General features: G+C 66.7%; 21 protein-coding genes and 2 pseudogenes. All 23 read left to right on the forward strand.

Features of this window, described 5'->3' with window-relative positions; all coding sequences use genetic code 11:
* The first annotated feature begins 48 nt into the window (after window positions 1–48).
* On the forward strand, window positions 49–2229 hold the full coding sequence (locus EOA78_RS07965; protein ID WP_127314645.1) for a ParB/RepB/Spo0J family partition protein: 2181 nt from the start codon (window positions 49–51) through the stop codon (window positions 2227–2229).
* The gene (locus EOA78_RS07970) at window positions 2214–2690 is read left to right on the forward strand and encodes a hypothetical protein (protein ID WP_127314646.1); all 477 of its coding nucleotides are present in this window, start codon (window positions 2214–2216) and stop codon (window positions 2688–2690) included. The genes EOA78_RS07965 and EOA78_RS07970 overlap by 16 nt, the downstream gene beginning before the upstream one ends.
* Window positions 2691–2814: 124 nt before the next feature.
* A complete protein-coding gene (locus EOA78_RS07975) occupies window positions 2815–3240 on the forward strand; it encodes a hypothetical protein (RefSeq protein ID WP_127314647.1) in 426 nt (141 codons plus the stop codon).
* Entirely contained in the window at window positions 3237–3437 is a 201-nt protein-coding gene (locus EOA78_RS07980; RefSeq protein WP_127314648.1) for a DUF6117 family protein, read from the forward strand. The genes EOA78_RS07975 and EOA78_RS07980 overlap by 4 nt, the downstream gene beginning before the upstream one ends.
* 240 nt (window positions 3438–3677) lie before the next feature.
* Window positions 3678–8021 carry a strawberry notch family protein gene (locus tag EOA78_RS07985; protein ID WP_127314649.1) on the forward strand — a complete coding sequence of 1448 codons (4344 nt, stop codon included), beginning with the start codon at window positions 3678–3680 and terminating at the stop codon, window positions 8019–8021.
* A 5-nt stretch (window positions 8022–8026) separates the two neighbouring features.
* Window positions 8027–9070, forward strand: coding sequence for a toprim domain-containing protein (locus tag EOA78_RS07990; RefSeq protein WP_206533413.1), 1044 nt, complete (start codon window positions 8027–8029; stop codon window positions 9068–9070).
* Between the two features lie 338 nt (window positions 9071–9408).
* A complete protein-coding gene (locus tag EOA78_RS07995) occupies window positions 9409–10341 on the forward strand; it encodes a DUF2493 domain-containing protein (RefSeq protein ID WP_127314650.1) in 933 nt (310 codons plus the stop codon).
* A 178-nt stretch (window positions 10342–10519) separates the two neighbouring features.
* Complete coding sequence (locus EOA78_RS08000) at window positions 10520–10963, forward strand: hypothetical protein (RefSeq protein ID WP_127314651.1); 444 nt, start codon at window positions 10520–10522, stop codon at window positions 10961–10963.
* Between the two features lie 600 nt (window positions 10964–11563).
* Window positions 11564–11890: a DUF736 domain-containing protein gene (locus tag EOA78_RS08005; RefSeq protein WP_127314652.1), complete on the forward strand. Its 327-nt coding sequence runs from the start codon at window positions 11564–11566 to the stop codon at window positions 11888–11890.
* A 190-nt stretch (window positions 11891–12080) separates the two neighbouring features.
* Complete coding sequence (locus EOA78_RS08010) at window positions 12081–12341, forward strand: hypothetical protein (RefSeq protein WP_127314684.1); 261 nt, start codon at window positions 12081–12083, stop codon at window positions 12339–12341.
* Window positions 12342–12486: 145 nt separating this feature from the next.
* The gene (locus tag EOA78_RS08015; RefSeq protein ID WP_127314653.1) at window positions 12487–12750 is read left to right on the forward strand and encodes a DUF2285 domain-containing protein; all 264 of its coding nucleotides are present in this window, start codon (window positions 12487–12489) and stop codon (window positions 12748–12750) included.
* 106 nt (window positions 12751–12856) lie between these two features.
* Window positions 12857–13027 (forward strand): annotated as a pseudogene (locus EOA78_RS36955) (DUF6499 domain-containing protein); the annotation flags it as partial.
* A gap of 46 nt (window positions 13028–13073) precedes the next feature.
* The gene (locus EOA78_RS08025) at window positions 13074–13613 is read left to right on the forward strand and encodes a DUF2285 domain-containing protein (RefSeq protein ID WP_245477429.1); all 540 of its coding nucleotides are present in this window, start codon (window positions 13074–13076) and stop codon (window positions 13611–13613) included.
* Window positions 13614–13748: 135 nt separating this feature from the next.
* Window positions 13749–14030 carry a helix-turn-helix domain-containing protein gene (locus EOA78_RS08030; RefSeq protein WP_127314655.1) on the forward strand — a complete coding sequence of 94 codons (282 nt, stop codon included), beginning with the start codon at window positions 13749–13751 and terminating at the stop codon, window positions 14028–14030.
* Window positions 14031–14037: 7 nt separating this feature from the next.
* A complete protein-coding gene (locus tag EOA78_RS08035; RefSeq protein WP_127314656.1) occupies window positions 14038–15192 on the forward strand; it encodes a replication initiator protein A in 1155 nt (384 codons plus the stop codon).
* Window positions 15189–15842: a ParA family partition ATPase gene (parA, locus tag EOA78_RS08040; RefSeq protein ID WP_127314657.1), complete on the forward strand. Its 654-nt coding sequence runs from the start codon at window positions 15189–15191 to the stop codon at window positions 15840–15842. Before EOA78_RS08035 ends, parA begins: the two co-directional genes overlap by 4 nt.
* Window positions 15843–15865: 23 nt before the next feature.
* Window positions 15866–16021: pseudogene (locus EOA78_RS08045) on the forward strand (site-specific DNA-methyltransferase); the annotation flags it as partial.
* On the forward strand, window positions 16018–16272 hold the full coding sequence (locus tag EOA78_RS08050) for a hypothetical protein (protein WP_127314658.1): 255 nt from the start codon (window positions 16018–16020) through the stop codon (window positions 16270–16272). The pseudogene EOA78_RS08045 and the gene EOA78_RS08050, both read left to right, overlap by 4 nt.
* Window positions 16269–16772 carry a DUF2840 domain-containing protein gene (locus tag EOA78_RS08055; protein ID WP_127314659.1) on the forward strand — a complete coding sequence of 168 codons (504 nt, stop codon included), beginning with the start codon at window positions 16269–16271 and terminating at the stop codon, window positions 16770–16772. Before EOA78_RS08050 ends, EOA78_RS08055 begins: the two co-directional genes overlap by 4 nt.
* Window positions 16769–17314 carry a S26 family signal peptidase gene (locus tag EOA78_RS08060; RefSeq protein WP_127314660.1) on the forward strand — a complete coding sequence of 182 codons (546 nt, stop codon included), beginning with the start codon at window positions 16769–16771 and terminating at the stop codon, window positions 17312–17314. Before EOA78_RS08055 ends, EOA78_RS08060 begins: the two co-directional genes overlap by 4 nt.
* 67 nt (window positions 17315–17381) lie before the next feature.
* Entirely contained in the window at window positions 17382–17717 is a 336-nt protein-coding gene (locus EOA78_RS08065) for a DUF736 domain-containing protein (RefSeq protein WP_127314661.1), read from the forward strand.
* A gap of 2 nt (window positions 17718–17719) precedes the next feature.
* Window positions 17720–18472 (forward strand): lytic transglycosylase domain-containing protein, encoded by a 753-nt coding sequence (locus EOA78_RS08070; protein ID WP_127314662.1) that lies wholly within the window; start codon window positions 17720–17722, stop codon window positions 18470–18472.
* 243 nt (window positions 18473–18715) lie between these two features.
* The gene (locus EOA78_RS08075) at window positions 18716–20455 is read left to right on the forward strand and encodes a VirD2 family relaxase/mobilization nuclease (RefSeq protein ID WP_127314663.1); all 1740 of its coding nucleotides are present in this window, start codon (window positions 18716–18718) and stop codon (window positions 20453–20455) included.
* The last annotated feature ends 11 nt before the right edge of the window (window positions 20456–20466 follow it).

Below are 20466 nucleotides of genomic sequence, written 5' to 3' on the forward strand. Positions count from 1 at the left end.
GTTGGAGGTCGAGAGGAGTTCCCGGCCGCCCGTCGCGGAGACACGACCATGGCGACCGCCAAGCAGAAGATCACCCTCAACGCCTCGCGCGACATCCCCTTCAACAAGCTGATGCTCAGCCAGGCCAATGTCCGGCGCATCAAGAACGGGCAGTCCATCGAGGATCTCGCCGCGTCCATTGCGCGGCGTGGGCTCCTCCAGAGCCTCAACGTCCGGCCCGTGCTCGACGGCGAGCGCAACGAGACCGGCATGTTCGAGGTGCCCGCCGGCGGGCGCCGTTATCGCGCGCTCGAACTGCTGGTCAAGCAGAAGCGCATGGCCAAGACCGAAACGGTGCCCTGCGTCGTCTCGGACGCCAACAGTGTCGTGCCGATCGAGGAAGACTCGCTCGCGGAGAACTTCCAGCGCGAGGATCTGCACCCGCTCGATATGTTCAGAGCCTTCCAGACGCTCCACGACCAGGGTGCAAGTCACGAGGATATCGCGGCCCGTTTTTTCGTGTCGGCCACCTTCGTGCAGCAGCGCCTGCGTCTCGCCAAGGTCTCGCCCAAGCTGCTCGAGATCTACGAGCAGGACGGCATGAAGCTCGACCAACTCATGGCCTTCACCGTGACCGATGACCATGCGCGCCAGGAGCAGGTCTGGGAGACGCTCCAGAATTCCTGGTCGCGGGAGCCGTACCAGATCCGGCGCATGCTCACCGAGACCACTGTCCGGGCCAGCGATCGCCGCGCTTTGTTCGTTGGTGTCGATGCATATGTCGCCGCCGGTGGCATCGTGCTGCGCGACCTGTTCGAGGCCGACAATGGCGGCTGGCTGCAGGATCCGGCGCTGCTCGACCGGCTGGTCGGCGAGAAGCTGCGTGCCAGCGCCGACGAGATCGCCGCCGAAGGCTGGAAGTGGATCGTCGTCGATATGGATCTGCCCTATGGCCACGCCCAGGGCTTGCGGCCGCTCACTGGCAGCTTCGTGGATCTCAATGACGAGGAGCGTGCCAGCCGGGAGGCGCTGCGCAACGAGTACGACGAGATCGAGGCCCAGTATGGCGAGGCAGACGAGCTCCCGGACGAGGTCGATCAGCGCCTAGGCGAGATCGAGCAGGCGCTTGAGCAGCTCGAAAATCGCCCAAAGATCTACGATCCCGCCGACATCGAACGTGCCGGCGTTTTCGTCAGCATCAACCGCGATGGCGATCTCGTCGTCGATCGTGGCTATGTCCGGCCCGAGGACGAAGAGCCGGATAGCGGCGATGGCGACGTTGCGCAGCCCGAAGGTGAGATTGATGGGCGTGAAACCGATGGTGAACTGGCACCTCGGCGGACCACGATCACCGTCGGCGCACAGCCGTCGGAGCCGGACGAAGGGGATGACGGCGACGCCATCAAGCCGCTCCCGGAGAGGCTGGTCATCGACCTCACCGCGCATCGCACACTGGCGCTGCGCAACGCCGTCGCCAGCAACCCGCGCGTCGCGATGACGGCACTGCTCCATCGGCTTGTGCTCGACACCTTCGGTCAGCGCTCCTCGATCGGCTGTCTCGAAGCCTCCGTCCGCCACGTTTACTTCACCGCGCAGGACACCGACCTCAAGGACAGTTCGGACGCCAAGGCTGTCGCCGACCGGCAGGAGGCCTGGAAGACGGACATTCCCTTCGGCGACGACGAGGCGCTGTGGACCTGGCTCGATGCCCTCGACGAGGCCAGCCGGCTGGCGCTTCTGGCGCATTGCGTCAGTTTCGGGATCAACGCGCATTACGAGCGCATCAATCCCTACGGCTCCGGTGTCAGCCAGCAGGGCCTCGAGCAGCGCCTGCGCGAGGCGGACCGGCTGGCCCGGGTAACCGGGTTGGACATGGTCGACGCCGGCTGGCGTCCAACCGTCGCCAACTATCTCGGCCGCGTCACCAAGTCCCGCATCCTCGAAGCGGTGCGCGAGGGCGCCGGCGAACGCGCGGCGCAACTCATCGACCACCTCAAGAAGGGCGAGATGGCCAAGGAGGCGGAGCGGCTGCTCGCCGACAGCGGCTGGCTGCCCGAGCCGCTGCGCCTCACCGGTGACGAACCCCCCGTCGTTCAGCAGGACGAGGATGACGGCGATGTCGCCGCGCTCCCGGCCTTCCTCGCCGGCGAGGAAGACCCCCACAGACGGGGTCACCCTTCCTTTCATCCCGGCCCGGCGATCTGCCGGGCCTTTCCGTTTCTGGAGAGACTTCAATGTCTGCCTCATTGATCTTCGACATCGCGCCCCTCGGCTCCTTGATCGCCTACTCGGACGGCATGCCTCGGCCGGCGGCGCGCTTCACAAAGAAGCTAGCGGGCTGGGAACGCCGCAACGGCACCGGCCGGCTGGTCCGCAAGGAGCCGGCACGCGAGCGCCCCACCTACACGTCCCCGCCCTGCTTCACCCTGCATGAGGGCACGTTCGGCCAGAATGGCATCATCCTCGTGTCGGTGATGCGCACCTACTGCATCGACAGCGACCTGAGGTTCCGCGTCATCGAACGTCCCCGCATGGGCCAGGTCCGCGTGCTGCAGGCCATGGGCGACGGTGAAGAATTGCTGCATCTCGCCGAAAGCCGCGACGCCGCCGAGTTGTGGCTGGCGAGGAACGGCCATCACCAAGCCCGCATCGAGGAGGTGACCGCCGACGAACTCAGCGCTGATGCCGTCGAGGGACGCGCCGCGGCCTGACGTCGGCGACCACACCCGCTTTCACGGCGGAACGCAGCGCCATTCGCAACCACCTCAACGAACGAGGCGAAGCTGCCCGGGCTCTTGAATGAGCGCCGGGTATCTCGCTTTGCGGAGACCGATCATGCCCGAATTCACCATTGAAACGACGTACCACCTGCCGGTCTACCGGCAGCGCACCTACACGGCCGAGACGCCCGAAGCGGCCTGCCGTCTCGCCATCGAGGACACGGACTGGTCCGAACACAAAGAGGATTGCGAGTCCTCCGGCGAGACCTTTGTCACCGGTATCTGGCAAGGAGCCGATGCCGCCTACCGCGGTCCCACAGTACAAGTCGCCCCGCAGTTTGAGGAAACGCTGCAGCGCCAGGCGCGGCACTTCGAAGTCCTGCTCGGCCTGCTCAAGATCCTCCTCGCCGATTCCGAGGCGGGTCGAACGACGGCTCCCGAATGGACCGGCAAAGCCAAATGGGCGGTGCAACTCGCCGAGGCCATCCTCGGGGGCGCTCGCGGTCCGGACGAACCGAGCAGCGCGGGAGAAGTCTCATGAGCATTCCCGACTTTGCCCGCGCCAATTTCCAGACGCTGCTCCGCGCCGCCGGCGATGGCAATCTGGCGCTGATGGAATGCCTGGATACCGAAACAGCACAGCCGCGCTACGTGATCTGCGCCGTCGGTCGTGACGGCGCGGACTACGTCTTCACGCCGTTCGGGCATCTGGCCGAAGGCAATCCCTTTGATGCCTAACGGCCGCCCGATCCCGCCGACCCGAACGGCTTCCTGCCCATGGCCGACGCGTCCGAATAGGAAATAGCCATCACGCCCTGATCCACCTCAAGCGCCCGTGCTGCGGCCGGGCGCTTGTTTGCTGTCAGGCCAGGAGGCTGGCCGAGAGGGAGAGGCTGGCCGGGACGGGTTCGAGCCGGTTCGGTCCAGAGAGAGCGCCGCGCCCGGCTCGATTTCCTGTTGCTCTCCGAGGATCCCATCATGACCCCGACCTCCGCATCGGCGGCAGCGATTGCCGCCGCGCCGCTCCCGCTCGACAGGCCTGACACCGCCGCCGCGGTGTTCGCTGCCGCGACCCTTCTCCTTCCCCACCTCGAGCGCGGCGAGAGTATCGACGCGCCGATCCTACGCGCCAGCATGGAGGCAGCCTTCGGTGCCTCCGATGCCGCCGGCGCCTGGGACTGGAAGCAGGCTTACGAGGCCTGCGAGGCGGCGACTGTCCTGTTCCTGCGTAAATACGGAAAGGCGCTGTTCCGTAAAGCCGCCACTCCGGCTCTGCGGCTTTCCGCCCTGTCGAAGATTGCGGGCCTGCTGCCGACGCACACGCGCCGCTCCGAAGAGTCGCAGACCTTCCAGCAGTTCTCGACGCCGATTCCGCTCGGGATTGTCGCGGCGACGGCAGCCGCCATCACGTCGGCCGATCGCGTACTCGAGCCCTCGGCTGGCACGGGCCTGCTCGCCATCCTCGCCGAGATCGCTGGCGGTACCCTGCTCCTCAACGAACTCGCCGAAACACGCGCCGGCCTTCTCTCGTCCCTGTTTCCGGCCGTGCCCGTCACGCGCTTCGATGCCGCCCAGACCGACGATCATCTCGATCCAGCCGCCGTGCCGAGCGTCGTGCTGATGAATCCGCCGTTCTCGGTGATGGCCAATGTCGAAGGCCGCGTCGCCGACGCGGTGGTCCGCCATGTCGCCTCGGCGCTGGCGCGCCTGGCGCCGGGCGGCCGCCTCGTGACCATCACCGGAGCCAGCTTCGCGCCCGACAATCCGGCCTGGGCGCCGGCGTTTACGCGCCTGCAGGAGCGCGGCCGTGTCGTCTTCTCCGCCGCGATCGACGGCGCCGTCTATGCCAGACACGGCACGACGATCGACACGCGGCTCACCGTCGTCGAGAAGCTACCGGCTGACGATCCCGCCGTCTTCCCGGCCGCGCCCGGTGTTGCTCCCGATACCGCCACGCTGCTGGCCTGGGTCGGCGCTCATGTCCCGGCCCGCAGCCCGGTCGCCCTTCCAGTCCTCTCGGGCTCGGCCTCGACCACCGCCGCGCCGCGCACCGTCCGCGGTTACGTCGCCAGGGCCGCGCGCGCACCGGCGGCGCCGCTTGCCGAGCCCGAGGGCGTCGAGTTCGCCTACGACACCGTCGACGTGCTGCCCACCGACAACGCCAGCATCAGTGATGCCATCTATGAGCCATACGGACTTCAGGCAATCCGTATTCCCGGCTCTCAGGCGCACCCGACCCAACTCGTACAATCGGCGGCCATGGCGAGCGTCACGCCACCCCGGCCGAGCTACCGGCCGCGTCTTCCGCAGAACATCCTCGACCTGCTCTCCGACGCCCAGCTCGAGACGGTGATCTATGCCGGCGAGGCGCATTCGGAATTCCTCGCCGGCGCCTGGACGGTGGACGACACCTTCGATGTCGTCAGCGCCGCGCCGGAGGAGGCGCAGGAAGCCGTCCGCTTCCGGCAGGGCTTCATGATCGGCGATGGCACCGGCGTCGGCAAGGGTCGTGAATCGGCGGCCATCATCCTCGACCATTGGCTGCAGGGCCGCCGCAAGGCGGTCTGGATCTCGAAGTCCGACAAGCTGATCGAGGACGCCCAGCGAGACTGGTCGGCGCTCGGCATGGAGCGACTGTTGGTCACGCCGCTCTCGCGCTTCCTGCAGGGAAAGCCGATCACGCTGCCGGAAGGCGTCCTATTCACCACCTATGCCACGCTGCGCTCCGATGACCGCGGCGACAAGGTTTCGCGGGTCCGGCAGATCGTCGAATGGTTGGGGGCCGATTTCGACGGCGTCATCGTGTTCGACGAGAGCCATGCCATGCAGAATGCCGTTGGCGCCAAGGGCGAGCGGGGCGATGTCGCCGCCAGCCAGCAGGGCCGTGCCGGGCTGCGGCTGCAACACGCACTGCCGAAGGCTCGGATCCTCTATGTCTCGGCGACCGGCGCCACGACGGTGCACAATCTCGCCTATGCCCAGCGGCTTGGTCTTTGGGGTGGCGAGCATTTTCCGTTCTCGACCCGTGCCGAATTCGTCGAGGCGATCGAATCCGGTGGTGTCGCGGCAATGGAGGTGCTGGCCCGCGACCTGCGCGCCCTCGGCCTCTATACGGCCCGCTCACTCTCCTTCGCCGGCGTCGAATACGAGCTGGTCGAGCACGAACTCACGCCCGAACAGGTCCGCATCTACGATGCCTATGCGGGCGCCTTCGCCATCATCCACAACAACCTCGATGCGGCGATGCAGGCGGCCAACATCACCGGCAGTTCCGGCACCCTGAATGCGCAGGCCAAGTCGGCCGCGCGCTCGGCCTTCGAGAGCGCCAAGCAGCGCTTCTTCGGTCACCTCCTCACCTCGATGAAGACGCCGACGCTCATCCGCTCGATCACGCGCGACCTGGCCGACGGCCATTCAGCCGTTATCCAGATCGTTTCGACCGGCGAGGCGCTGATGGAACGGCGTCTCAGCGAGTTGCCGACCGAGGAATGGAACGACGTTCGCGTCGACATCACGCCGCGCGAATACGTCCTCGACTATCTCGCCCACTCGTTCCCGGTGCAGCTCTACGAACCATTCACGGATTCGGAGAGCAATCTGTCCTCGCGCCCGGTCTATCGCGACGGCCAGCCGGTTGAGAGCCGCGAGGCTGTGGCTCGCCGCGACGACCTGATTGCGAAGCTCGCGAGCCTTCCGGCCGTCCCTGGCGCCCTCGACCAGATCGTCCAGCATTTCGGGGCAGACGTCGTCGCCGAGGTCACCGGCCGGTCGCGACGCATCGTGCGCAAGCCAGGCGCTGCCCCCGGCAGTGATCGCCTCGTGGTCGAGACCCGCGCCGGCTCGGCCAACCTCGCCGAAACGCAGGCGTTCATGGACGACCAGAAGCGCGTTCTGGTATTTTCGGACGCGGGGGGCACCGGGCGCAGCTACCATGCCGAGCTTTCGGCCCGGAACCGGCGGCTGCGCGTGCACTACCTGCTCGAGGCCGGCTGGAAGGCGGACACCGCCATCCAGGGCCTTGGCCGCACCCACCGCACCAACCAGGCGCAGCCGCCGCTGTTCCGTCCCATCTCCACCAATGTGAAGGCCGAGAAGCGCTTCCTCTCGACCATCGCCCGCCGCCTCGACACGTTGGGCGCCATCACCCGGGGTCAGCGGCAGACCGGCGGTCAGGGCCTGTTCCGGCCCGAGGACAATCTCGAAAGCCACTATGCCCGCGACGCCCTGCGCCAGCTTTACATGGTCATCGTGCGCGGCAAGGTCGAGGGATGCTCGCTCGAACGCTTCGAGTCCGCTACCGGCCTCAAGCTGATGGACGACACCGGGATCAAGGATGAACTGCCGCCCATCACCACCTTCCTCAACCGCATGCTGGCGCTCACCATCGAATTGCAGAGCATACTGTTCGAGGCCTTCGAGCAATTGCTCGCTGCGCGCATCGAGGGCGCCATCGCGTCGGGCACCTATGACGCCGGGCTGGAGACGCTACGGGCGGAGAGCTTCGTCGTCACCGGCCGGGAGGTGATCCACACCCATCCGCGCACCGGCGCCGAAACCCGCCTGCTGACCATCACCGAGCGCCAGCGCAACCGGCCAGTCACGCTCGATGCCGCGTTCGACCACCTCCGCGACCCGCGCGCCACGCTGCTGGTCAACCAGCAGTCGGGCCGCGCCGCCGTTCAGATCCCGACCACCAGCGTCATGCTCGATGATGGCGAGATCGAGCGGCGCGTCCGCCTGATCCGGCCGATGGAGGCCCACAATCTGCCGCTCAAGGCAATGGCCGAAACCCGCTGGGCCGAGGCCGATCGCCACGTCTTCTCGTCGGCCTGGCAGGCCGAAATCGCCGAGGTGCCGGAAATTTCCGACAATGTCCTCGACATGGTGACCGGGCTGCTGCTCCCCATCTGGCGGCGCCTGCCCAACGAGACGACGCGGGTCTATCGCCTGCAGACCGATGCTGGCGAGCTCATCATCGGCCGCCGCGTCTCGCCGGCCTGGGCGGCCAATGCCATGGCGACGGGCGCCCCTTCGCTCACGCCCGAACAGGCCTTCGCGGCATTGGTGGACGGGCGCACCATCCTCGACCTCGCCGAGGGGCTGCAACTCCGCCGCGTCCGCGTCATGGGGGCCTGGCGCATCGAGTTGACCGGCTTCACCGACACGATGCGCGAACGGCTCGCCGCCTACGGGCTCTTCCACGAGATCATTTCGTGGAAACTCAGGATGTTCGTGCCGATCGACGCCGGCGGCATCGCCGTGCTGGATCGCGTGCTCGGACGCTGGCCGGTCGCGCGCGTCAGCGAGCGGGAGACCGCATGATGCCGATGATTCCGCGCCACGATGCCGCCGAACTCGCGCACCGTCTCGGCGAACATGCCGAGGCGGTGTGCCGACACTATCTTTCCAACGGACGTCGCTCCGGCAATTACTGGCAGGTCGGTGATGTCCGCAATGCATCGGGGCGCTCGATGTTCGTCCGGCTTCGCCACTCGCCAAAAGGACCACCGGGTAAATGGACGGACGCCGCGACCGGAGAGCACGGCGATCTGCTCGACATCATCCGCCAGAGCATGGGTCTCGTCGACTTCAAGGCCGTCGCCGACGAAGCCAGAACCTTCCTGGCCATGCCCCGACCGGAGCCGGAACGGCGTTCTTCGCGCCCCGGCGCGACAACGGTCCCGACCGGATCGCCGGAAGCCTCGCGGCGGCTCTTCGCCATGTCGCAACCGATCCCCGGCACGCTCGTAGAATCGTATCTGCGGGGACGCGGCATTACGATTTTGCACGGAACCGGATCACTCCGCTTCCATCCGCGCTGCTACTATCGGCCAGAGGACCACGGGCCGACCGAGACCTGGCCGGCCATGATCGCCGCGGTCACCGATCTGAGCGGACATCTGACCGGCGCGCACCGCACCTGGCTCGACCCTGATGGGAACGGCAAGGCGCCGCTCGACACGCCACGACGCGCCATGGGCGACCTCCTCGGTCACGCCGTCCGCTTCGGCATTGCCGGCAGCGTCATGGCAGCGGGCGAAGGCATCGAAACGACGCTGTCGCTGAGATGCGCCTTGCCCGACATGGCCATGGCGGCGGCGCTCTCGGCGGCCCATCTCGGGGCAATTCTGTTCCCACCGACCTTGCACCGGCTCTATGTCATCCGCGACAACGATCCGGCCGGCGACTCCGCCCGTGACAGGCTCGCCGAACGCGCACGCGCGGCCGGGATCGAGGCGATCGTGCTGTCGCCCGAGCTCGAGGACTTCAACGACGATCTCCGCCACTTCGGCCTCGACGCACTTCGGGCAGCAATCGCGGAGCAGCTCGTGCGCCAGGATCGGCTGCGCTATCTGAAACGGGCGGCATGAGCCGGGAGGGGACGAGGGCGACGTCCGGGGCCGCCCGAATCGCTTGTGGACCGCGCCGGAAGAGAGCCGCGACCCGGCCTTCGAGAGGGCGATCGCGCCCACAAACGGGCCGGCCAGGCAATGGCGGCGGCCGACTATTTTCCGGCGGCGCGCAATGCTGGCGACAGTCACCGATCAGTAGGAACGCCTTTCCATCGCGAGGCAAAATAGCCGGCCTCTGCCATCCTTCGCTGTCGCTCCGGCCCTCCGCTTCGCTCCGGGTGCCCGGCCGTCCCGCTTGTGGGCTTTCGTCGCCATGAAGGCCGCGAGGGTCGCGGTCCAGCCGACGGGAGATCCCCATGAGCGAGCACGACGACATCGAACCGCAGCACGCATCGTCCCCGACCGACCACGTCCTCACCGAACTGCAGCTCTATGGCTGGCGCCCCTACAACGACGAGCCCGATCCGCGACCGCTGCCCGACGGCGACCACGTGGCCGGCGCTGTGGCCGACATCTTCGACGCCCTCATCGCCACCCTGGCCGATACGCGCCTCGAACACGATCTCGACGACCTGCTCTGGTCGGTCACCAATGTCTTCCACCGCGCCGTCCTCAGAATCGAACGCCAACTGGACGACAATGAGCAGGCCCAACGCCGGCTGCAGCGCGAACAGGACGGCACCGAGATCAAGGCGGTCGAACTCGAGACCCTCACCGCCCAAGGCCAGACCATACTCGAACGGCGGGATGCCTTCGAGCTCATGCGCGACAAGTCCGCTGACCGCTACGAGCAGCACACCGGCTCGGCCTGGCGACCACGCTCAGGGTCGATGGTCAATCACCGGCATCTGACCGCCGCCCTAGTCGACAGTCGCGATTTCCTCGCGGCAAGGCGCAAGGCCGACAACGAGGTGATGCTTCCGACCGGTCCGAAGATCGCCCTGACGGGCGGCCTCGACTTCAACGATCACCATCTGGTCTGGGACGTGCTCGACAAGGTTCGCGCCAAACACCCCGACATGGTGCTGATCCACGGCAAGTCGCCCAAAGGCGCAGAACTCATTGCCGCCAAGTGGGCCGACAACCGCAAGGTGCCGCAGATCGGCTTCGCGCCGGACTGGGAGAAGCACGGCCGGGCCGCACCATTCAAGCGCAACGACGCGATGCTCGACATCCTGCCGATCGGCGTCATCGTCTTCCCCGGCACCGGCATCCAGGACAATTTCGCCGACAAGGCGAAAAAGCTCGGCATCAATGCCTACGATTTCCGCAAGCGGGGCGGCGCGTGAGCGCCGCCCTTAATCGCCAGCAGAACGGTCGACCAGGCAATCCCGCCCGGTCCAGCATGCCGCCATGCCCGCAACGTGTTTTGCTGCCCGCATCGGCCAGACTCTGCTATAGTCTCACTCGCGCCGTGGAGGTGGTGGTTGGCGCGACCCGGCTCAATCGTGCACGGAGACCACCACCATGATCATCCTCGCCATTATCGCTACGCTTGCCGGCATCGCCGCGCTTTGCTGGCTGCTCTTCAACCTCGCGGTCTTCGCCCTGCCGCTCTTCGCTGGCGTTGCCGTCGGTACCTGGGCGCACGAGACTGGGGCTGGCATTCCGGGTGCCGTCATTGTCGGCGCAATCTCGGCCGCACTGACCTTCGGCCTGTTCCAACTCCTGCTCCTTGTCGCGCGACCCGCCTGGGTCAAGCTGCTCGTGATCCTCGCCTTCGTCGCGCCGGCGGCGATCGCCGGCTATCACGCCACCTTCGGCATCGTGAAGCTCACCATGCCGTCGGACACCTGGCAGCTCGTCCTCTCCATCGTGGGCGCGGCAGCGGTCGGCCTCACGGCGTTCATGCGCCTCACCATGATGACCCCGCCCCGGCCAGCCGGACAGGGTGTCGCAAGAGCCTCATGACCGCGGTGACAGTTCGCGCAGGACCAGACGAGGCAAGCCTTTTCAGGTTCCGCACGCCCTGACCGCGCCGGCTCTGGGGCGGGCGCCCCGTCACGTCGGAAGTTCGATCGTGGGGCCGGCACCAGCACCTCCGGGCCTCACATGGCGGCAGCACCGGTCATGACCCCCGCCAACAGCAGAGCTGAAACCTGGAGTCCCTCGCGCCGGGTGACGGGCACGGAGACGCGGACGTCAGGCTGAAGCCGGGAGGACGGCGATCGCCGTGAAAACGCGGTGGCGGACTTGTCGAGGTTCGGACGACGGCAGCCACATTCTCCGTGATTGGCTCTTCCCCGTTGTCCGCTCCAATACGGTCTCTCTCTTGGCTTGATCTGGCCGAAGGCCGGCGTCGCCTCGCCCGGCTATGCTTCAACGGCGTCTCCAGACTTTCTTCCCCTGCCGACTGACGCCGGCATTCCTCGCGAGGCAAGATAGTCCTCCACCGCCATCCGCCGCTTCGCTCTGGCCCCCATGGGTGAAGCGCCGGTCGCCTTCGGCCGGCCGATCGCCATCGAGACCGCAATGGTGCGGGCTCGAGCAAGAAAACCACGGAGAACTAAAATGGCTACCATCGGCACCTTCAAGCAGACCGGCAACAACGAGTTCACCGGCGAGATCGTCACCCTCTCGCTCCAGGCCAAGAACGTCCGCGTCACCCCTGACACCCGCGCCAGCGGCGAGAACGCCCCCAGCCACCGCGTCTACGTCGGCCGGGTCGAGATCGGGGCAGCCTGGGCCAAGCGCTCCAACGAAGGCCGCGACTACCTGGGCCTCAAGCTCGATGATCCCTCTTTCACGAGCCCCATCTACGCCAACCTGGTCAGCGACGAGAACGGCGAAGGCTACAGCCTCATCTGGTCCCGCCCGAGCCGCCGCAACGGGGACTGAGGCTCCTCTCACCCCGCCCGGCTGGTCCGGGCGGGGCCTTTCGGTGTTCGAAGCGACCGAATCAGCCGCACAGGCGCGGCCGTCCGGATGGTTCTCGCAGCGACGATTCTGGATGGTAATCAGCCAAAGTCCGACTATTATAGTCGTAGTTCTGGCTTCTGCGCAGCGTGTTGTGGCGGTGATCGGATTCATGATCACCGCCCGTCAATCACGGGCCGCACGAGCGTTGCTTGGCTGGAACCAGGAAACGCTTGCAGAGAGGGCCCGGGTATCCTTGACAGCCTTGAAACGTCTCGAATCGGAGAGCGAGCTGCGCGTGTACGAATCTACCCGCGATCAGGTGCGCCGCGCCCTGGAAGCCAATGGCATCGTCCTGCTCACGACGGACAGGGGAGAAGGCGTGATGGTCATGCGCGGCGCGATCGCAGAGGATCGAAACAAGCGCCCGTGAAGCTTGATGGCGCAGTCGCCACCACGAACGTCGCCGGTGCAAGGCCGTGCGACAGCGCTGTGATCGTACTAGAATTGCGGCAGTCACGAACAGACACCTTCCACATCCCACCCGATCATAGGTATATTCTTCGTTGGGGGCGATGATGACAAAGCCAGACTTTCTAGACGAGCCGCCGGTCCGTGCGGAGCTCACGGACTATGACCGGGAGCATATGAAGCTCTATATGCGCGTGCTCGACGCGGCGGCCGACGGCGCCGATTGGCGCGAAGCGGTCGCCGTGATCTTCGGTATCGATCCGGACGCCGATCCTGTGCGCGCCCGACGCGTCGCCGACAGCCATCTTGCCCGCGCCCGCTGGATGACAGAACACGGCTACCGTCAACTCCTCCGCGAAGGGCGCGAATAAACAAAGGCGATGCGCTCGGGGCATCACTTGGCGCTTCTTTAAACTCTTCCCAAGCCGTCAGCTTTCGGGAACGCTGCCACCCCACGTTGCGGCACGAGGAACCACGATGACGCCTGACACGTCCCCTTGGCGCTCTTCGGAGACATACAACTATCTGGACGATCTCGACTCTCCTGATCTCGCCTGGGAATGGCTCAGGCGCAATCCCGACTATCAGAAGGACTATGCGGAGGCCGACAGGCCTTCCCTGCAGCGCGAACTCCATCGGAAGTGGGGATTGCAATTTTTTCGTCCCGCCGTCGCTGAATGCTGGCGAGGGTCCGGTGCTCTGGTCCGCCGAAGCGGATACGAGCGCCGTGCTGCTCACGCACGCGCCAACCATCCTGCCGGCGGCCGACAATCTCTTCCCCGAGTTGCGCGAAACCTCCGCACGCTCGGACGAGCAAGGCGTGCATTTCCTGCTCACGGCCGGCGGACAGACCGTTCGGTTGCTCAGGCTGACGGGGATTCCGGCCGATACACCCGTTGCGGCGCTCGTGCCGCTTGATGCCGACGGTTTCGACAGGATCGAAGGGATCGACCGCCTGCTGCGCGTTTTGCAGGGCCGACCGGTTCGTGACGATCGCCGGTTGACGCGCCAAAAGAGACGTCGTCACCGCCATATGCTGCAGGCCACCGATGGGCGCATGAACGGCGCAACCTACCGCGACATCGCCGGCGTCATCTTCGGCGTCGACCGCGCCGCGTCCGAGCCCTGGAAAACCTCGGCGTTACGCGATACCACCTCCGCCCTGGTCAAAGACGGGCTGGCGATGATCGCCGGCGGCTATCGTGCTCTCCTTCGCCATCGCCGCCGGGCCTGATCCCCGTCGCGCCGGGGGGTGAGAATTAGCGTCGCCCAACTTCCCCCTCCCTCCACACCAGCAATCTTCGCCACCGTGGTCCCCGTTCGCCGCTGAGAACCAGCGGCCACCCGGAACCCCACGGAGGCCCGATCGATGCGACCCGACCTGTCCGCTGTCCCGCCACGCTTTCTTCGCACCAAGGAAGCCGCTGAATTCTTGAGCCTGTCCGCCCGCACGCTCGAAAAGCATCGCACCTATGGGACCGGGCCCGCCTACCGAAAGCTCGGCGGGCGCGTCGTCTACGCGATCGACGATCTCCAGGCCTGGGCCAACCGCGGCGCCGTCACGTCGACCTCCGACCCACGCGGCGCCGTCCTGCCCGCCAAGCGTCACACGCCCGCGCCGCCCGCTCACACCAGCCGCTTCGCGCGCTGATCCCTGAATGACGGCGCGGCGGCATGCCCCTTCGGAGCGCGGACAGCTCGATCTGTTCCGAGCGCTCCCTGGCAGCTTCGCGCCGCGAGATGCGCAGGACCTCATGGCTTACCCGTTCTTCTCCCTCTCCAAGACGCACCGCGTCGCGCCGATCGATTTTTGCGCCGGCGATATCTCGATCCGCGTCGAAGCCGTTCCCGATCACGGGATGGCGACCATCTGGGACGCCGACATCCTGATCTGGGCGGCCAGCCAAATCGTCGAGGCGCGCGACGCCAGGCTACGCACTTCGCGGCTGATGGCCGCCACACCGTATGAAATCCTAACCTTCGTCGGCCGAGGAACGTCCTTGCGCGACTATCAGCGCCTGAAGGCAGCGCTCGATCGCCTTCAGTCGACGACCGTCTGCACCTCGATCCGCCAGCCGGCCGAGGGCCGCCGCCATCGCTTTTCTTGGATCAACGAGTGGCAGGAGCGCACGGATCGCCAGGGCAGACCCGCCGGCATCGAGCTCATCGTTCCGGACTGGTTTTACCAGGCCGTTCTCGACGACGCGCTGGTTCTCACCATCGACCGGACCTATTTCGACCTGACGGGCGGGATCGACCGCTGGCTCTATCGGCTCGTGCGCAAGCACGGCGGTCGCCAGCAGGACGGTTGGCGCTTCGACTTTCGCCACCTTCACCAGAAGTCCGGCAGCCTGTCGCCGTTCAAGCGCTTCGCCTTCGAACTGCGCGACATCATTCGCCGCCAGCCACTGCCCGGCTACACGCTGTCGCTGGAGGTCGAGATCGGCGGGCGCGTGCTGCTCGCCTTCGAGCCGGCCTGTGGACAGTTTGTGGAAGGCCTCGTGCTATCGGGAACCCGCGCTCACGTGCTATCGGGAACCGGAGGCTCGTGCTATCGGGAACCGAAACGACCCTCAAGCCCAAGAAAATCAACAGAAAATCGCTCCCTTAACTTAGACTCTAACAGAGAGTCTAACCTTAAGAGGCGCGCGCGCGATGTGAACAACATCCAAAGCGGGCATCGGAACAGACCCGAAGCGCCTGCCGATCGCGCTATCCCTGATACGACTTTCCGCAATTCCGCTTCTACGACGGACGATACGTCCGATGCGCCGAACCTGCCCCTGGGCCGCAAGCCGGGAGGGGCAAGATGATCGTCGCGCTGCTCAACCAGAAAGGCGGCGTCGGCAAGACGACGCTCGCGCTCAATCTTGCCGGCGAGTTCGCGAGACGCGGCAAGCGCGTGAACCTGATCGACGCCGACCCGCAGGGATCGGCACTCGACTGGTCGCAGCAGCGCGGTCGCGAGGGACTGCCGCGCGCGTTCGGCGTCGTCGGCCTGGCGCGCGACACGCTGCATCGCGAAGCGCCGGAGCTGGCCCGCGATGCCGATCACGTCGTCATCGACGGGCCGCCGCGTGTCGCCGGCCTGATGCGCTCCGCACTGCTCGCCGCCGACCTGCTGCTGATCCCGGTGCAGCCATCTCCGTTCGACGGCTGGGCGTCGGCCGAGATGCTGGCCCTTCTCGCGGAAGCGCGCATCTACCGGCCCCAGCTCGTCGCGCGCTTTGTGCTCAATCGCTGCGGCGCACGCACCGTCATTGCCCGCGAGACGGCAGAGACGCTAGCCGACCACGATCCGCCGGTGCTCGCCACCACCATCGGCCAGCGCGTCGTCTTCGCAGACGCCGCGCAGTCCGGCCGGCTGGCTTCCGAGATCGATGACGACAGCCCGGCGGCGCGAGAGATCTCGGCGCTGGCGGCCGAGGTCGCGCGGCTGGCCATCGGCGGGATAGCGCAATGACGGCGGTCTCCGAGATCGTGCCGGTCGGCGGCTGGTTTGCCGGATCGGGCCCAAGCGGCGATGCCTGCCGACTGTCCAGCCGCCGTTATCTCTGCTGCAAGATCGATGCCGCCATAGCGGAGCGCGCCCGCGCTCGCATCGCCTCCGTGCTGCCGTTCCATGAGGGAGGCGGCGCATGACGGACCGCACCGACAAGCGCCGCTTCGCATCCCGCCCCGGCGGTCCAGAAAGCTGGATAAAGGCGGCCGAGACGCAGGCGAACAGCAAGGCCGGTGACAATGCGTTCACCGCCCGCCTGACCGTCGACATCACGCCCGAGCTGCGCGGGCGCATCAAGGTCGCGGCGTTCCGGCGCGGCGTGACCGTTGCCGACATGCTGCGCGACCTGCTCGCACGCGAATTCCCGCTCATCGATGGAGACGCCACATGACCAGCCACGCGGCACGGCGTCTACATCCGGGCGGACCGGCGCCATTCACGACGCTCGTCGAGCTGACCTGGCGCCGCCAAGTCGAGCATTGGATCAGGTTCGGCCGCAAGAGCTACGGACAGGTCCTCGACCGCCACCGCAGCATCGCCGGCTTCGCGCCGAACAGCATCTTCGCCTTTGTTCGCTGGGCCGCCAACGACTACGGCACGATCGTCTCGCGCATCGACATCGTGCGCGCCATCGGACGCGGCGAGCCGTTCCAGACCCTGCCGTTCGTCCGCCCCGGCGGCGAGATTCTGCTGAAGGCCGAGAACTGGCCGACCGTCGAGCGCGTGCTTCAGCATATCGATGCGATCGAGGCTCACGGCATCGATCCTGCCGACGTCGACCCGGCCCACTGGCGGCATGTCCACAATCGTCTTCGCACCGGCGAGGTGCCTTCTTCCTACACACCGTCGCGGCACGAAGCCTGGCTGAAGCGCCGGAGGACCGGCCCATGACGCGCCTCGGCCTCGTCACCGCGACCGCGCTCGCAGCGATCGGCGTCGGTTATCCCGGCCTCGCGCCGATGCCGACCAAGCTGATCTGGAACGCATCGGCCAGCGCGCCGATCGGCCTCTACACGGTCGCGCCGGCCGACCGTCTCGACGTGCCTGAACTGGTCGCCGTCGACCCGCCGGAGGTGCTGGCGACTTTCCTCGACGCGCGCGGCCATGTCCCCGAAGGCGTGCCGTTGATGAAACGGGTTCTCGCGGTTGGCGGGCAGACAGTCTGTCGGAGCGGTCCCGTCGTCACGGTCGACGGCATCGAGGTGGGAGCGGCGCTCGAACGCGATCGCGCCGGCCGTGACCTGCCAGTCTGGCAGGGCTGCGAGCGGATCCCTAGCGGCGCGGTGTTCCTGATGAACTGGCAGGTCCGCGACAGCCTCGACGGACGCTACTTCGGCCTGACCTCCACCGATCGGATCATCGGCCGTGCGGTCCCCCTGTGGACCGACGAGGACGGCGACGGGCGGTTCCAATGGCGCGCGACAACGCGGTGAACGCGCGCCGATCGCGTGCCGTCGCCCGGCGCGCATCAAATCCACCGCACTGACAAGGAGCCTAGCCATGCCGCAGATCGGTCATTTTACACGCACTCAATCCGGATATTCCGGGCGCGTTCGCACACTCTCGCTCGACTTCAAACTGACGTTTGTCCCGGCCGAGAATGCAGACGTCGAGAATGCGCCAGCCTACCGCATCCATCTCGACGACGAGGACGGTCCGGAAGTCGGAGCAGGCTGGAAACATACCGGCGATCGCGCCGGCGCGTTCATTTCCGTCGTGCTCGACGACCCTGCCTTTACGCATCCCGTTCGCGCCCGCTTGTTCCAGTCGGATAAAGACGGCCGCGACTGGGGCCTGCACTGGACACGCCAGAAGAAGCGCGAGGAGCAGGAATAGCCATGCCACATTCCTGCGTCGATCCTGTCTTCCGGAGGTGCGGCGACCGACGCCGCACCGTCCTCCTTCTCCTTTCCGGCCTTGCCTTCGCGACGGCCGCGCCGTCTCCGACCTTGGCCCAGGTGGCGGTCCCGGTCCGCGTGACTGACACGCATCCGCATGCCGTCCACATTGCCGCCGCATCGCGCCGGTTCGGCATTCCCACGGCGTGGATCGTCGCCGTGATGCGTGCCGAAAGTGCCGGCGATGTGCGCGCGGTGTCATCGGCCGGCGCGATGGGGTTGATGCAGGTCATGCCCGGCACATGGGCGGAGCTTCGCGTCCGTTACAGGCTCGGGCGCAATCCTTATGATCCCCACGACAACATCCTCGCCGGCACCGCCTACCTGCGCGAGATGTGGGACCGCTACCGCAACGTTGCTGCGATGCTCGCCGCCTACAATGCCGGTCCGGCACGTTACGACGAGCACCGCGCCACGGGCCGCCCGCTGCCGGCCGAGACGCGCGCCTATGTCGCTTTGCTCGCGCCCGTGCTGCGCGGTGAGCGTCCGTCGACGATCGCATCGGCGGTCGGCAAGCCGCTCGACTGGCGCGAGTCGGCGGTCTTCGTCATGCGCGACGGCGACGCATCCAGCGTCGATGTGCTGCGATCGCATGACTCCCATTCATTTCTTCCGGCGACATCGAAGGCACTTCCTACGCCGGCGTCGCAGGAACTGTTCGTCACGCGCGGCGCCAAGGGAGCCGTCCAATGACCGGCTCCGCAGTAAATCGCGTCCTGTCGTGCTCCAGCGTATCACCGAGGACGCAGAGGGTGGTGCCAGGCACCACAACCGTCCGATGGCGAGATAAAAAGGCGCAACGTGCGCTTCGGTCGGGTGGTTGTTTTTGCTGGGTTTTCCGGGGCGCTCCGCACGTTGCAGCCATTCTGCGCACCGTGCGCAAACAGCTCATCTCTTTGATTTCTGGACGTATTTTGCACGTCGTGGGGCAGCGCCATGGCCGATGAGCGCGAGTTTCGCATCCGTCCGGGGCGCATTCGTTCGACCCGCGCGCAGCAGGCGCGGCCCTTCATCGCGCAGGCACTGGCAGCGGCGCGGAAGGCCGGCGGTCGCGTGTCCCGCTCCGGCAAGATCGCGCCCGGCAACCGCTCGCGTTTCGGCCGCGGTCAGCGCGCCAGCATCCAGGCTAATCGCCTCCTGACCGGCCGCTCGCGCATCGTCGTCATCAAGACCCGCGTCGTCCGCCACACGGCGCGCTCCGCCCCGCTCGGCGCGCACCTCAATTATTTGCGCCGGGACGGCGTGACCCGCGATGGGGAGAAGGCCAGGATGTTCGGGCCGAAGAGCGAAGAGATGGACGCGCGTACCTTCGCAGAGCGCTGCGAGAGCGACCGGCATCATTTCCGCTTCATCGTCTCGCCCGAGGACGCTACCGACATGGCCGATCTCAAGGCACACGCCCGCGAACTGATGGGCCAGATGGAAGGGGACCTCGGCACCAAGCTCGACTGGGTCGGCGTCGCCCATTGGAACACCGACAACCCCCATATCCACATCATCCTGCGCGGCCGCACCGACGACAGCCAGGACCTCGTCATCTCCCGCGACTACATCAAGGAAGGCATGCGCGCCAGGGCGCAGGATCTTGTCACGCAGGAGCTTGGCCCACGGACCGATCTCGACATCCACCGCGATCTGGAACGTCAGGTCGAAGCCGAGCGCTGGACCCAACTCGATCGCCAGCTTGTCCGAGACGGAGGCAAGGCCGGTATCATCGATCTCGCACCGCTTCCTGACCGTCGGCCTGATGAATTCCATGCGCTGAAGGTCGGGCGGCTGCGGACCCTCGAAATTCTTGGGCTGGCCGGACAGGTCGGCCCGGCTCAGTGGTTCATCAAGGAAGAGGCGGAGAAAGTCCTTCGTGAGCTGGGCGAGCGCGGCGACATCATCAAGCGTATGCATCGCGCTCTCACCGAACGCGGCATCGATCGTGGGTCGACCAGTTATGTCCTCGCGGCCGAGGGCCTCGACGTGCCCGTCATCGGACGGCTGGTCGAGCGCGGACTCGATGACGAGCTGAGGGGCACGGCCTATGCCCTAGTCGACGGGGTTGACGGCCGCGCGCATCATATCAAGCTGCCTCATCTCGACGCCGCTGGCGACGGCCCGTCGGGCTCGATCGTTGAGCTGCGCACTTATGAGGACGCGCGTGGCGAGCGCCGCGTTGCGATCGCCGTCCGCTCCGACCTCGACATCCACGCACAGGTGAACGCCGCCGGAGCGACATGGCTCGACTGGCAGGCGGTGACGCGTGAGCCGATCGCGCTCTCTGAGGGCGGCTTCGGCGCCGAGGTGCGACAGGCAATGGAACAGCGCGCCGACCATCTGATCGCGGAAGGTCTCGCGGAGCGGCAAGGCCAGCGCGTCGTCTTCGCGCGCCGCCTTCTCGACACCTTGCGCGATCGGGAAGTCGGGGCGCTCGGTGAGAAGCTCGCCGGAGAAACCGGCCTGCCGTTCAATCGCGCCGGCAGCGGCGAGTTTGTCGCCGGCACCTATCGACAACGCTTCGCGCTTGCCACCGGCCGCTTCGCCATGATCGACGACGGTCTCGGCTTCCAGCTCGTTCCCTGGTCGCCCTCCCTCGAAAAGCAGCTCGGTCGACACGTCTCCGGTGTCGCCCGCGACAGCGGCGGCGTCGATTGGGATTTCGGCCGCAAGCGGGGGCTCGGCCTCTGAACCTTAGGAAA

The sequence above is a fragment of the Mesorhizobium sp. M5C.F.Cr.IN.023.01.1.1 genome (assembly GCF_003997585.1).
Lineage (GTDB): Bacteria > Pseudomonadota > Alphaproteobacteria > Rhizobiales > Rhizobiaceae > Mesorhizobium > Mesorhizobium wenxiniae.

Coding starts and splice junctions, on each gene's coding strand:
- EOA78_RS07965 (WP_127314645.1), top strand. CDS start 49: ATGGCGACCGCCAAGCAGAAGATCACCCTCAACGCCTCGCGCGACATC.
- EOA78_RS07970 (WP_127314646.1), top strand. CDS start 2,214: ATGTCTGCCTCATTGATCTTCGACATCGCGCCCCTCGGCTCCTTGATC.
- EOA78_RS07975 (WP_127314647.1), top strand. CDS start 2,815: ATGCCCGAATTCACCATTGAAACGACGTACCACCTGCCGGTCTACCGG.
- EOA78_RS07980 (WP_127314648.1), top strand. CDS start 3,237: ATGAGCATTCCCGACTTTGCCCGCGCCAATTTCCAGACGCTGCTCCGC.
- EOA78_RS07985 (WP_127314649.1), top strand. CDS start 3,678: ATGACCCCGACCTCCGCATCGGCGGCAGCGATTGCCGCCGCGCCGCTC.
- EOA78_RS07990 (WP_206533413.1), top strand. CDS start 8,027: ATGATTCCGCGCCACGATGCCGCCGAACTCGCGCACCGTCTCGGCGAA.
- EOA78_RS07995 (WP_127314650.1), top strand. CDS start 9,409: ATGAGCGAGCACGACGACATCGAACCGCAGCACGCATCGTCCCCGACC.
- EOA78_RS08000 (WP_127314651.1), top strand. CDS start 10,520: ATGATCATCCTCGCCATTATCGCTACGCTTGCCGGCATCGCCGCGCTT.
- EOA78_RS08005 (WP_127314652.1), top strand. CDS start 11,564: ATGGCTACCATCGGCACCTTCAAGCAGACCGGCAACAACGAGTTCACC.
- EOA78_RS08010 (WP_127314684.1), top strand. CDS start 12,081: ATGATCACCGCCCGTCAATCACGGGCCGCACGAGCGTTGCTTGGCTGG.
- EOA78_RS08015 (WP_127314653.1), top strand. CDS start 12,487: ATGACAAAGCCAGACTTTCTAGACGAGCCGCCGGTCCGTGCGGAGCTC.
- EOA78_RS08030 (WP_127314655.1), top strand. CDS start 13,749: ATGCGACCCGACCTGTCCGCTGTCCCGCCACGCTTTCTTCGCACCAAG.
- EOA78_RS08035 (WP_127314656.1), top strand. CDS start 14,038: ATGACGGCGCGGCGGCATGCCCCTTCGGAGCGCGGACAGCTCGATCTG.
- parA (WP_127314657.1), top strand. CDS start 15,189: ATGATCGTCGCGCTGCTCAACCAGAAAGGCGGCGTCGGCAAGACGACG.
- EOA78_RS08050 (WP_127314658.1), top strand. CDS start 16,018: ATGACGGACCGCACCGACAAGCGCCGCTTCGCATCCCGCCCCGGCGGT.
- EOA78_RS08055 (WP_127314659.1), top strand. CDS start 16,269: ATGACCAGCCACGCGGCACGGCGTCTACATCCGGGCGGACCGGCGCCA.
- EOA78_RS08060 (WP_127314660.1), top strand. CDS start 16,769: ATGACGCGCCTCGGCCTCGTCACCGCGACCGCGCTCGCAGCGATCGGC.
- EOA78_RS08065 (WP_127314661.1), top strand. CDS start 17,382: ATGCCGCAGATCGGTCATTTTACACGCACTCAATCCGGATATTCCGGG.
- EOA78_RS08070 (WP_127314662.1), top strand. CDS start 17,720: ATGCCACATTCCTGCGTCGATCCTGTCTTCCGGAGGTGCGGCGACCGA.
- EOA78_RS08075 (WP_127314663.1), top strand. CDS start 18,716: ATGGCCGATGAGCGCGAGTTTCGCATCCGTCCGGGGCGCATTCGTTCG.